Below are 12,957 nucleotides of genomic sequence, written 5' to 3'. Positions count from 1 at the left end.
TTAACCCCCCACCGAGACAAAGCGTTTGACCCCGGCTTGCCACACCCAGCGTGATACAGCCGCCAACACTACAATCCAGAGCCATTGCACGCCAATGCCTTTAGCGGCTTCCAGCACAGTCAGCTTGCCCGTCAACGCATTCACCGGAAAAAATACGGTGTAGCTGAACGGTAGCAGACTGAACAGACGGGCCAAAGCATCTCCAAAAATCGTCAGCGGAAACACGGTACCGCTAGCTACATAAATGACAAGCGACAGCGTATAAAAAAGTCCCGCCGATTCCGTCATCCAAAAAGCTATGCCGCTCAGCGCATAATAGACCACAAAATTAAGCACAAGTGCTCCCGGCAACGCCAATATGTAAAGCAGGATGTACGATAGCCCGAAGCTGATTTGTCCTTCCAGGCTAAGACATAGCAGCAAAATAGCAGCCGCCAGCAGCACGACTGCGGACTGTATGACTTTGCCTCCAATAAACCGGCAAAAACGGTAAGCAAAATAATGCACAGGCTGTACCATGAATTTTGCCAGTCCACCTTCCTTAATATCTGTAGCAATTTCGTATTCAAAGCCTGTAGCAATCAGTTTTCCAGTTACTCCTGCCATGACCACATACACCAGCATTTCCGGCAGAGAATAGTCCACCACTCTTGCTTGTCCCGAAGAACCAAATACAGCTAGCCAAAGAAAAATCTGCGTCATGATCGGCAGCATAAATCCCGCCATTTGGAGCCAATAATTAGCCCGATACTCCATTTCGTTTTGCATGCCAAGCTGGAGTACCTTCACATATTTGTTATTTCGCATCGGCCAGCCTGCCCCCATCGTACAAATTGGCTATCCCCTCTTCCAGCGGGACGTCCTCAATCGTAAAATCAACGACAGGCAGTGCGTCCAAAATCTTTTTGGACCAAGCCAAGGTATCTTCTGCATCCAGCTCAAAAACCGCCTCCAGTTCCGAGTTGGAGCGAAGTTTGCCGAGGCTCGCCAACGTTAGGTTGGATACAGGGGTCTCCAGTCGAACCTTAAGTAATTTACGGGCACCGATGACCTCATTCACCTTGTGTAAGTCTCCGTCATAGACCAATCTGCCCCCACTGATAATGATGGATCTACTGCACAAATCCTCAATATCCTTCATGTAGTGGCTTGTCAGCAGGATGGTCGTCCGGTGCGTGCGGTTATAGGCTTTGAAAAACTCTCGAATCCGCCGCTGAGAAACAAGGTCCAGTCCGATGGTCGGCTCATCCAGCAAAATGACCCGTGGACGATGCAGCAGCGCGGCGATCAGTTCCATTTTCATACGCTCGCCGAGAGACAGCCGCCGAACCTGCACATGAAGCTGCTCCTCCACCCCAAGCAGAGTGACCAGTTCATCCAGCGCCTCTTTATAACGGTTTTCATCGATTTCATAGATAAGCTTGTTCAGCTCGAATGACTCGCTTGCAGGAAGATCCCACCAGAGCTGGTTTTTCTGTCCCATTACAATGGAAAACTGACGTTTAAACTCTTTTTGTCGTTTCCACGGGGTAAAGCCGAGTACCGATGCCTCCCCGTCCGTGGGATGGAGAATGCCAGACAGCATTTTGAGCGTCGTTGTTTTGCCCGCCCCATTTGGACCGAGAAATCCGACAATTTCGCCTTCCTCAATGCTAAAGCTGACATTTTGCACAGCCTCTTTGGTCAGCTGCTCACGCCTGAACAAGTTTTGCAACGATTTGCGCACGCCCGGCTCCTTTTTGTAGTACGTAAATGTTTTCGACAATTGGTTTAATGTAATGGACGGCAATCAATTCCCCTCCTCTTTCCTCTGTGCAGGACACCTGGATGTACGTGTCTGATACGGCCGAATGCTTGGACTACTCGGCTGCTTGCTCTGCTAAAATCATCAGTTCCTCCAGCATATGCCGCTGTCTTTCAATTAAATGCAAAGCTCGTTCCGTAATCTCAGGCATCCGATGCTTGCGCAGTTGAAGCCCTGTTTTGTAAATATGCAGATTAAGCTTGTGCCAATCCGCGTACAGCCCCTGTGCCAATTCAATTACATGCTGTGTTTGTGGCCCCAGCGTAGCTTGATGTAGCAGGCAATAATCAGCTGTATAATCCGTCAAATGAAGGGCACTGCCCAATCGCAGATTGTAATAGATTTCATGACAGTACGTCCGAAAATCCTGATCCTCCATGTCTGCCAACAGACGGAAGTCACCAACAAATGCCCGGTACCCCTCATCTCCCCGCTTGACCTGCTTGCCTGTAACAGCTTTCCCCGTTTGACTGACCGATTCATTAGACGTAGGTACGCCTCTCCAGATGGCTTCGTGTCCAGTCACATACTGTCGAATATGGTGAGCACACGCAGCATGCATCTCACTTGGCGAAAGCGGAGCAGGCTGCTCTACCAGCCATGCATACTCAATAATGCCCTGCATCAGATCGTCGAGCCGGGCTGAGCCCACATAAGTCATGGCATGTCCCGAGGAATCGAGCAGGAAGCTATCATTCACCTGTGCTGTCCGTTCTTGCAAGTCCAACCCGCACAACTCAATCACGTGGCCCCTTGGGTAATTTTTCACATATACATCGTGATAGGTTAAGGCGGTGCTTGATGTATGCAGCATGGTACCGTAGCCCGATGTGAGTACCCGCAACAGGTCGGTTTCATCACTAACACCAGCGACCCACGGTTCCACCCGAATAACAGGTCCACCACTGGCTGCCATTTCTTGAAGCTGCTCTGGATATTTCTCAGGTCCGAAGCGTTTCAGATCTCCACCATACTCTGCGCACATACTCCCACACAGCATGAACAGCTCGGATTCGGCCATGTTCACCCCGTACCTCCGCAATGAGGTACGCAGGGAAGAATATACACAATGTTTCCCTGGAAGAGCGTTTGCCACTTCTTCTGCACCATAGTCCACAACGGAATCATGAAGAGTCTCCATATCGGACTCCTGCATAGACCTTGTCTTTTCAGCGCCCTTATGCATATTTGCCCAGCAGACGCTCAATGCCTTGTAGTGTAGATAGATGCTCCAGCACTAGATCGTCGTCCTCCATCGTAATATCAAGCTCATTTTCCAACTCTACAATTAATTCCACAGCGGATAAGGAATTCAGCCCCAAGGTTCGCAAATCCTGATCCGGAGTCAACTGTTCCAGCTCGCCCGGAGCCAGCTTCAAAATCTTTTCCAGCAAGGGTACTACATGGTATACATCTGTTTTCATTTTTGATTCCCTCCCATTTATGAGCATCCTAATCCAGCAATGATACCTTCCAATTTGTGCGCATAAGCATCAGCTTCCTGCCAGCTGTCTGCCAAAATAAGTGTGAAAATTCGGTTCACATAGCCCCGCTTCACAGGAATACCAGACAATGTACCCGCCGTATACACAAACACCCCTTCTGGACGTTCGGGCGTATAGAGCAAGCCTTCCTCCGTGAGCAGCCCGCACAAGCGGCTGTAGGTGAGAGGTGTAGCGGTAACGTTGCGATAATAACGGGATAATGTTTTGTGCTGTTCTCCCAGGACGGATGACAGAAACGAAATATAGGTAGACAACGTAAACCTACCGTTAATCTCAATGACTGGAACCAGCAAACCTTCTTCGTCAACAAAACCGTCAATAGAGGCCATTCCCGTATACCCAATGGAATAGAGATACGTACCCAGCTGATAGGCGCAGCGTCTCACTTCTTCCTCCAGCGCATCACCAATCTCAGCCGGCACTTGAGATCCGATATATACGGTGCCGTCCACGTTTTGCCTTTTTAGCGAAAACATCGTCACACCACCGCCCTCGTCAATGCAGAGCTGGTAGTTCAGATCCATCTGCTTATTGTGCCAGCGCTCCACCAGCCAGCCACCGGATGATGGCGACGAGCCGCCAAAGCGCCTCATCACACTCAGCAGCGTGTCCAGCTTGGACAGTTCGTCCAGCATATACATGCCTTGTCCCGAGGCACCGTGCGGCTGCTTGATAATCAGCTTCACAGGTCCATCCGATAAGTCAGCCAGTCTGGCACACTCCCTGCGGATCTCCGATTCGTCTGCACATACAGCACCTTCGCTGACAGCAAAACCAAGCTTTTGCGCGGTCAGGCGGCTGAATATTTTATCATTCACCTGAGCACTGACCGCGGATGGAGCGCCGATCAGCTCCAGCCCGCAAAGCTCCGCGATCGCTTCCTCCTGCGGTGTGACCGCATAGGGGACGAGCCACGCTTTGGCTCCGCTGCTGCTGTGGCCTGCATTTGCAACCGTGCGCAGTCGTGCCAAAAGCGCCTCATCCGCCAGCACCAGCTCTGAAATCGGCGTTAGCGGATCAGAAGGCTCTGGCACCTCAATACGCGGCAGGCTAAAGCCCAACCGTTGAAGCATGTCCAGAAACGCCTCATCCGGATATTCCCGAAGTACAATGACATCCTGACTTCGACATAGCAGGAGATTCATTTCCTCCATCCGGTTTACGACCTGCTGTTCATCCCGGTCTACCATGCCCCCCTTGCGGGGGGATGGATGCCACACTTGCTCTGCACCGATATTAAACAGCCAAATCAGGACTCCATGGTCCCGTTCATGCGCAAGCGCTTCCACAAGGTTAATCGTTTTAGTCGTCACGTCTTGTCATCATCCCTCTCTCTTCCATCCAGTAACAAACAACATCCATAGAAAACTAAATGTATTTCAGAGAGCCTGCCCCGTGCAGATACAATACACTGCATTTGGAGCACACCGGAGTCAATCCTTCATGATTAATCTTTTGACGGGTTTTCTCATACGCATCCGAGTTCCATATCTCCTTCAGACTGTGCTCACGCATGCTTCCAATCGTGAACTCACTAAAAAATTTACAAGGCATGACCTTCCCGTCCGGTAAAATATCTGTTCTGGAGGTGAGCGCCAAACAATGATTGGAACAACGGCTGACCATTTCCTCGCCATGTATAAATTTATCAATTTCTTCATAATCCAAACCGGGCTGATAGCGCACGCGAATGTTCCATACCCGCTCATTGATCCGCTGCAATTCCTGCATCAGAGGGTCGATGTTATCCGGGTTGATTTTATATTTGAAAGCATGCCAGCTACTAATATTTTTTTCTTCGAGTTGTCGGAGCCAAGAAAAATTACGTGTAAAATATTCATCCATTTTGAGGGAGGTTTCTTTGGAAATGTACCAGGGGAACGTCAGCAGCACCAGATCCAGCTTTTTGTCCTCCAGCATTTGCAGAAATTCGTACATCCGTCCGATCATGTTATCGTTAATGACCGCATGGACAGTTACCCGTCCCTTGTACAATCCCTGATCGCGCAGTTCAATCAGCTTATCCATCTGCCGCATTGTTTTTTGAAAGGTGCCTTTACCGCGAATTAGATCGTGTTCTCTTTCAAAACCTTCAATCGCTATTAATAATTCCAGATTTTCGGACAATTCCAAAATCCGGTCCAAATATTTATCAATAAGTAATCCATTTGTACAAAAGGTCATTTCGCGCCGATCTTCCGCCAGCACGTCCAAAATTTCATCAAAACGTCGATGAAACATCGGTTCGCCGCCCCACATGTACAGTCTGGACTTGGCTTCCTTGGTTTCGCTCAAAATCTGCCGGAGCATGTCCGGAGCAAGATCCATGTTTTGTTCTTCTTTATCCATTTGGTGATGGTAGCCTTCCTCGTTCCATTCAAAGCAGTGCGTACATCTCAGGTTGCAGCGGTTGGTCAGCTTAATGCCGATCGTCTGGGGCATGTCCGTTTTGAAAGCAGGATCCTGTGTTGCGTTACGGTAAGATACAGAAGCGTTTTTCAGGTTACGCTTGATGAGCTTGAACGCTTTCTCATCAATCAGCACATTGCTTTTGGGCTGCATGCTAACACCTCGTTTAATGGATTTTCAGGCACATGTACCTAGCTGTACGTCAGACCGTCTCCATTCCCTCCAGGTGCGGCGCTTGTTCCGCATCGCTGATCCCCTGAATGTAGCTGCAAAACGCATCTACCGAGCTCAAATGCTCTAGCTCAAAGGAATCAAAATCAATCTCCACATCAAACGCATCCTCCACTTGCAGCATGAAATGAACCAACTGCAACGAATCCAGTCCCGCATCATGAATAATGTCCGAATGTCCATCCAGCTTAGCGACCAGTTCAGGATCTTCCTTAACCGCGCTGATCATTTCAATCACTTGGCTTTGCACAGCAAACTCCTCCTTGTGAATGAGATTCTATTCGTTCCGCCCAACGATGTCCTCTGCAAAGCTCCTAGAAAAATTCCTTCACTGGAACTTTATTCAATTATACTCCTCCAATGAAGAGACAAGTCAATAGGTTGTTTTGTAAGTAAAACTCGCAATATGTAAATTAATGTATGATAATTTCTACAATTTTCGCTGGCTGTTTTTTCGCAAAATCTAATAGAAATTCTCCTCACATCTCTTGCATGAGCAGCAGAATTATTTTACAATACACGTGAAAATATTTTTCTTTATATCCTTCTTATATACGATACTTATTTTCACACAAACACTCTACAGCCAAAGGAGCACAGCTCATGTCCCCCATTCTTCATACATTAGCCCATAGACTGGAGCAGCTTCCCGTACAGGAGCGCAAGCTGGCGGAATCCATCCTGCAATCCCCGGAAGATGTGCTGCATTTGGGTATTCGAGAGCTGTCAGAGCGTTGTGGTGTGAGTGCAGCGACCGTTACGCGGTTTTGCAAATCACTACATTTTAAAGGCTATCCCGATTTTAAAATGAAGCTGGCCGCCGAGTTGTCCCATTCCAACCGTAATGGTGAAGAATCCTATCAGGATATTGTCGCCGGAAATTCACTTTCCCGAATCGTGCAGGCTATTCAGGCGAACCATACTGCATCGATTGCGGACACGACTCGACTGCTGGATTATGACAAGCTGGAGCAGGCCATTGTATGGTTGTCAGCCACGAGCCGCATTGATCTCTATGGGATGGCGACATCGTCGATTGTGGCGCAGGATTTTTACCAGAAGCTCATCCGTATTGGCAAGAACAGTACTGCCTTTGCAGATTCGCATATGCAGATTACCTCTGCCTCCTCGCTCGGAGCAGGAGATATCGCCTTTGCCATTTCTTATTCAGGAGAAACTCAGGAGACCATTGCGGCTCTACGCTGCGCAAAGGAACAGGGGGCCAAGACACTATCCCTAACCTCCTTCGGAAACAATACGCTGGCAGGCCTTGCGGATATTGCGCTATTTTCCTCCTCATTGGAGGAAGGAATGCGACGTGGCGATATGGCCTCCCGCATCGCCCAGCTTCATATCATAGATATTCTGTTTACAGGTATGGTGAGCGCAGATTTTGACAAGTATATTCCGAGGTTGGAAGGTTCGTATCAACAAGTGAGCAAGCTCAAAAAACAACCAGGGGGCCACTAAGATGAACATACGCATTTTGAACAGCCGTGAAGACCTGAACGCTACTGCCGCCGCTGTGATCGCCAGCTTGCTGCTATCCAAACCACAGGCCATGCTTGGCCTGGCCACCGGTAGTACGCCGATTGGCATTTACCAGCATCTTGCAGATATGTACCGCAAGGGACAGGTCAGCTTTGCACGCGCTTATTCCGTGAATCTTGATGAGTATGTTGGTCTTCCCCCAGAACATCCGCAGAGCTATCGAAGCTTTATGAATGAGCACTTGTTCCAGCATATCGACATTCCCATATCCCATACACGTGTCCCTGACGGGAATGCACTGGATCTGGCAGCAGAATGTGCAGCGCATGAACAGGCCATTCTGGATCATGGCCCCGTGGATCTGCAATTGCTCGGCATTGGCCACAATGGTCATATTGGCTTTAACGAACCCGGTCACAACTTAGCTGGGGCTACACATGTTGTAGATTTGAAAGAAAGTACGCGCTCGGCGAATGCTCGATTTTTTGGCGATATAGATGCTGTACCTAGGCAAGCAGTTACGATGGGAGTAGGCACGATTCTTAAGGCGAAGCAAATTATACTGGTGGCTTTTGGTGCGGATAAGGCCGACATTATAAAGCAGGCTTTAACTGGACCTGTCACGACAGCGTGTCCGGCTTCCCTGCTGCAATGCCACCCCAACGTACTTATTTTACTGGATCAGGAAGCAGGAGGATGGTTCAATTGAAGTCAGATGAAATGAGTGGTAACGTACCCCAGCTACTATATGGGCAAGTTGTCGTTGGAAATGACATCATTGAAAAAGGGGTTGTCATCATTGAGGGACAATCCATTGTTTACGCTGGTTCCGAGGAAAATTTGTCGGTTGATTGGACAGCGGTAGTGTTGGCAAATCAGGAAGAAAGCGCAGCGAAAGCCGTAAACATTGTGCGTTTGGAAGAAGGCTATCTGCTGCCAGGCTTTATTGATATTCATGTTCACGGCGGTAACGGTGAAGACTTTATGGACTCCAGTCCAAAAGTGCTGGATACGATCACCTCCTTTCACGGTTCACAAGGAACGACGGCTATGCTGGCTACCACCATGACCGCGCCCAAGGAACAGATTGACCGGGTATTGAGTGAAGTTCACGCATACATGGCACTACCTATGCCCTATGCTCAGTTGGAGGGCGTACATCTGGAAGGGCCGTTCATCAGTCCGAAGTGGCCGGGAGCGCAGAACCCGGAACATATCGTGCCACCGAATCTCTCATGGGTAGCAGAATGGGAGCAACGCTACCCAGGCCTTGTTCGCCAGCTCACGCTTGCGCCCGAACGGGAAGGAGCGCTGGAACTGATTGCATGGCTGCGCAGCCATGGCATTACCGCAGCTCTCGGTCATACGGATGCTACGTATGAAGAGATTGAACAGGCAGCGACGGCAGGGCTGAACCATGCCGTGCATGCGTTTAATGCTATGACCCCGTTGCATCATCGCAAGCCGGGAGCCGCCGGAGCCGTACTCGCTGATCCGCGCATTGAAGCAGAAATCATCGCGGACGGCATTCATGTGCATCCCGTCGCCATTTCCCTGCTCGCTAAGTTAAAGCAAGATCATAATCTCATTCTCATCACCGATGCCATGTCTGCTACTGGTCTGGAAGACGGGAAATATACGCTCGGCGATTTGCCGGTGATTGTGCAGGGTGGTGTAGCACGACTGGAGGATGGCGTCACATTGGCCGGAAGCACACTAACGATGATTGAAGGCTTCCGCTACTTGGTTCAACATGTGGGTATGAGTATTCCCGCGGCATCACAAATGGCCAGCCTGAATCCGGCTCGATCCTTGCACATTGCTGATCGTACAGGTTCCCTTGAAGCAGGTAAACAAGCAGACATCCTGTTACTGGATAGAGACTTAAAGTTGCAAGGCGTATGGATTAAAGGATTGCGCAAATAAATCAGTTATAGTTATATCATTCCCCAAAACTAAAGAGCTATCCACCAGCGTATTCGCTGAGATGGATAGCTCTTTCTTTGGCATTGCACACTTATAGGGTTTGAATTAGCGATGATTCATCGGGGCAGGGGTATGATTTTGTGGACGTGTCGGTGTTGTATTATCCATTGGACGGTTTGTATCAGCCGCCGAAGTCGGGAATACACGTTCAATTACATCCACCATTTCATTGCTCAAGCCTCTAATCGGATGACCATTTTGTACACTGCGTGTAAAGTCAGAGGTTTGTCTAACAAAGTCCGGGTTAGCCGATACATGCACCTGTTCAATGGAAGGTGCAAATTGCTTCACTTTATTCGCGATACGGCTCTTGACTGCATCACTTGGTTCATATGCAGTTCTTGCCCCCTCAATGGTGGTGTTTCCGTTATCTGTGCGATTGTTGTTGTCCGTCAAGCCACGCAACATACCGTACGATCCTGTACCCATCGTACCAAATAAACCGTCATCACGACGCGCAGGTGTTCTATTCCCGGTAACTCCATTCCCGGTAACCCCATTGTCTGTCATTCCAGGCGTTGTAGTATCCGTAGTACGGTTTCCTCTAGTGCCATTAACGCCATTCACACTCGGTACATTCCCGTTACGTCCAGTATTGTTAGCACTTGGAGTACCGTCAATACTTGGAGCACCGACACCTGTTCCGTTGGCTTGGTCTTTCAAGGAAACGGCTACATAGGCATGTCGTTCACCGACCAGCACTGTCGCAGACTTTACATCTGGCATCTCGGATATACGTTTGGACAAATTGCGATCGACTTGCAGATTACGGACTGGATGTCCGGTTCGGTTGGCATTCTCATTCAATGCCATCCCGTCCATACCATTGGATTTAACCCCATAACGGTTTACACCATCCATACCATAACGGTTCACACCATCCATATGATGTGTGCTTTGCGCGTTATAGCGTGCACTGTTCGTACGAACGTTATGATCGGCATTTCCGCACCCGGTCAAAGCAGCCATACTGGCGAGTAAAGCAGCAGAAATCGTAAAACTGATGACCTTCTTAGTTCCTGGCATGAACTCATCCTCCATACATTATAAAATGTGTGACGAGATTATCATGCGCTATGAATCATGGGGATATCCTGACTAAAAAATGACTAAAAAATAAAATTTTAATGTAAATATGAAATACAATTGATGATTTACCACAAGATGGCATGTATAATAAGCTTGAAAAATACTTTATTTTACAAAGGAGGATTTTCAGTTTGAAAAAGATCACCGTTTTGATGCTCATTTTTTTGTTATCCATTACTCTTGTCCCCGTCGGCGCTTTTGCAGGCTCCACGACACCCCAACCCCCGAAAGATCCCGCCGGAAGCTGGGCAGAAGGCCCACCACCTAATCGCGTTGATCCTGCCAAACCCGCATTATTATTCGTACATGGTTTGAACAGTAGCGCTGAAGTCTGGACCAAGAATAATAACGATATGCTTCAGCGCGCACGTGATGCCGGATACCAGACGGCCACTGTTAATTTGTACGATACAAATGGTACATCTCAAGATATGTGGGATAATGGTAAGCTTCTGGCCGACAAAATTAAGGTCATCAGTAATCACTTTGGAAAAAAACTTATCGTCATCGCCCACAGCAAAGGTGGAGTGGATACTCAAACCGCTCTCGTATATAACGGAGCCGCTCCCTATGTTCAACGTGTCATCACCCTCAGCAGTCCTCATCATGGCTCACAACTTGCAGATCTCGCCTACAGCAGCTGGGCCGGATGGCTGGCGGATATCGTCGGCTCACAAAATCCCGGTACTTCCACTTTACAAACATCTTATATGAAGTATTTCCGATCCAAGACCGATGCACTCAGCAACGCGACTACAATTCCATTCTTCACGTTTGCTGGTGATAACTGGTCTGGCGGCACCGCTTCCTACATACTTGGCGGACTTTACCTTTCATCTTTTGGCAAGAATGATGGAGTGGTCACCGTCGACAATGCTAAGCTTCCCGGCGGACGTGTAGTTAAAGTCGGATCTTGGGATCATGCCAAGGTTCGTACCGGTTCTTACGTCTTCTCCCTGATCCAACCCTACCTCCAAGCGAACACTCCAGCATTGAATCAGGAAACTGAAGAACTTTCAGCATCTTCCCTGACTGCTTCTGCGGTACAATCCACCTATAGCGAGATCGATAATTCATACTTTATCCGAGGCGGCGATTATAATGGAAAAGCCTCAGAAACCCTCACTGTTGAAAATGGTGTCAAATCCATTGATCTGGACTGGATCAGCGATAAACGTGTGAGTACGTTGGAACTAACCAAGCCTGACGGTACTAGTGAAATGATTAATCTGAAAGCAGGCTATGATGACGATATTTTTGCTGGTGCCTGGCATCATAACGCCGTCATTCAAAATCCAAAACCGGGCACCTATAAACTGAACGTCACAGTTCCTGATAAAGGAGCGTATCTCCTGATTGCACGTTACCAGGCTGTTCAAGTTCCTGAGCTGAAATACAATCTGAATGCAGTAGGCCCGAAGCTAAACCTGAAACCACAGGATGCCCCGGACAGCGTTACACAAGTCACCTACCAAGTTCAATATTATGGTGATCCGCAGCAAGGAGTCACTTCTGCATCCAAAGGTTTGACGGTACAGCAAAAAACGGTTAAACCTAACGGACAAATTGAGCTATCCAAAGCGGACAAGCCCGGCATCTATTCTGTAACCTATGAAATTAGCGGCACCACAGAGGCTGGATATCCGTACCGCCGCACAGCTGTTCAATCCATTTATATTGATGCTGACGGGAATAAGTATGTTGACTAAATAAATCTACAACCTGAAAAGCCTGCGAATCCCTATTATAGTTGGGGCATTTGCAGGCTTTTTTTCATTGTGTACAATCCGTTGTCTGATTCCTCAGCTTATAAAGCCAATAGTAGCGGTGTAAATCCATAACAAAATGAAAAAGAACAAATGCCAGCATCGAGTATACACTGATCAATACTGTGGCAACTAATTGTTGTGTCGCGAATCCGAGGGAAACATTAGCTATCAGATAACCAGTCCCAGTAAATGTGGTGATAGTTACTACAGGTGTTCTCTTGTTTTTTTCCTTAAACTTTGGTTTCTTCTTATGATTTGAAGGATCTTTAAATTTCGCCAAATTATATTTTATAAAGTAATACAAGGCGAATCCATAAAGGGCAAAAGAACCTATAAAATACCATGAAGTATCCAAACCCAACATGCCATAAGCAAACTTTTGTGTCATAATCATGAAGCCAATAGAACAAACCACACCAAATACACCACGGAATAAAATGTAATTTAACTGCAATTTGCGTGGCATGATGACCAGTACAAGAGCCCAAATGTTTATCATAACAATCGGTGGCAACAGTACATAAACGTAAACTGCAATGTATGGATTCCCCACTAAGGGGATAACTAGAAACAGATCTAACAGTAATAAAACAAGAATGATGACGTTGGAACGAATACTGTTGGCTGGGTACATCTTCATACTTTTTTCAAAAGAAGCCCTGTTATCACTCAT

At 47.9% G+C, this 12,957-nt stretch carries 13 protein-coding genes; 4 read left to right on the top strand and 9 right to left on the bottom strand.

The window, feature by feature from the left end:
• From AC5ELV_RS15235 to AC5ELV_RS15205, 7 genes are all read right to left on the bottom strand, one after another.
• A complete protein-coding gene (locus AC5ELV_RS15235) occupies positions 1-807 on the bottom strand; it encodes an ABC transporter permease (RefSeq protein ID WP_493430852.1) in 807 nt (268 codons plus the stop codon).
• Positions 797-1,789 (bottom strand): ABC transporter ATP-binding protein, encoded by a 993-nt coding sequence (locus tag AC5ELV_RS15230; protein ID WP_029518330.1) that lies wholly within the window; start codon positions 1,787-1,789, stop codon positions 797-799. Before AC5ELV_RS15230 ends, AC5ELV_RS15235 begins: the two co-directional genes overlap by 11 nt.
• Before the next feature lie 70 nt (positions 1,790-1,859).
• On the bottom strand, positions 1,860-2,945 hold the full coding sequence (locus tag AC5ELV_RS15225) for a hypothetical protein (protein ID WP_493430851.1): 1,086 nt from the start codon (positions 2,943-2,945) through the stop codon (positions 1,860-1,862).
• Positions 2,946-2,982: 37 nt separating this feature from the next.
• Positions 2,983-3,228 carry an acyl carrier protein gene (locus tag AC5ELV_RS15220; RefSeq protein ID WP_023990061.1) on the bottom strand — a complete coding sequence of 82 codons (246 nt, stop codon included), beginning with the start codon at positions 3,226-3,228 and terminating at the stop codon, positions 2,983-2,985.
• A 17-nt stretch (positions 3,229-3,245) separates the two neighbouring features.
• Complete coding sequence (locus tag AC5ELV_RS15215) at positions 3,246-4,622, bottom strand: preATP grasp domain-containing protein (protein WP_493430850.1); 1,377 nt, start codon at positions 4,620-4,622, stop codon at positions 3,246-3,248.
• Positions 4,623-4,677: 55 nt separating this feature from the next.
• Entirely contained in the window at positions 4,678-5,871 is a 1,194-nt protein-coding gene (locus AC5ELV_RS15210; RefSeq protein WP_493430849.1) for a radical SAM protein, read from the bottom strand.
• 49 nt (positions 5,872-5,920) lie between these two features.
• On the bottom strand, positions 5,921-6,199 hold the full coding sequence (locus AC5ELV_RS15205; protein ID WP_013311713.1) for an acyl carrier protein: 279 nt from the start codon (positions 6,197-6,199) through the stop codon (positions 5,921-5,923).
• A gap of 353 nt (positions 6,200-6,552) precedes the next feature.
• Between AC5ELV_RS15205 and AC5ELV_RS15200 the strand changes: the two genes are divergently transcribed.
• The 3 genes from AC5ELV_RS15200 to nagA are packed head-to-tail and all read left to right on the top strand — an operon-like array spanning position 6,553 to position 9,366.
• Positions 6,553-7,419: a MurR/RpiR family transcriptional regulator gene (locus AC5ELV_RS15200; RefSeq protein ID WP_493430848.1), complete on the top strand. Its 867-nt coding sequence runs from the start codon at positions 6,553-6,555 to the stop codon at positions 7,417-7,419.
• Between the two features lies 1 nt (position 7,420).
• Positions 7,421-8,149 (top strand): glucosamine-6-phosphate deaminase, encoded by a 729-nt coding sequence (gene nagB / locus AC5ELV_RS15195; RefSeq protein ID WP_493430847.1) that lies wholly within the window; start codon positions 7,421-7,423, stop codon positions 8,147-8,149.
• Positions 8,146-9,366, top strand: a complete 1,221-nt coding sequence (nagA, locus tag AC5ELV_RS15190; RefSeq protein WP_493430846.1) for an N-acetylglucosamine-6-phosphate deacetylase — start codon at positions 8,146-8,148, stop codon at positions 9,364-9,366. Before nagB ends, nagA begins: the two co-directional genes overlap by 4 nt.
• A gap of 105 nt (positions 9,367-9,471) precedes the next feature.
• Here the strand turns inward: nagA and AC5ELV_RS15185 are convergent, their stop codons facing one another.
• Positions 9,472-10,452, bottom strand: coding sequence for a YhcN/YlaJ family sporulation lipoprotein (locus AC5ELV_RS15185; RefSeq protein WP_493430845.1), 981 nt, complete (start codon positions 10,450-10,452; stop codon positions 9,472-9,474).
• A gap of 194 nt (positions 10,453-10,646) precedes the next feature.
• On the opposite strand from AC5ELV_RS15185, the gene AC5ELV_RS15180 reads away from it, so the two are divergent.
• Positions 10,647-12,224: an esterase/lipase family protein gene (locus tag AC5ELV_RS15180; RefSeq protein WP_493430844.1), complete on the top strand. Its 1,578-nt coding sequence runs from the start codon at positions 10,647-10,649 to the stop codon at positions 12,222-12,224.
• Positions 12,225-12,288: 64 nt separating this feature from the next.
• Here AC5ELV_RS15180 and AC5ELV_RS15175 read toward each other — a convergent pair whose 3' ends face one another.
• Positions 12,289-12,957, bottom strand: a complete 669-nt coding sequence (locus tag AC5ELV_RS15175) for a hypothetical protein (RefSeq protein WP_493430843.1) — start codon at positions 12,955-12,957, stop codon at positions 12,289-12,291.

This window comes from Paenibacillus sp. NMA1017 (assembly GCF_058895805.1).
Note: the sequence above shows the minus strand (reverse complement) of the source record. Positions and strands in the feature narration are given on the sequence as shown.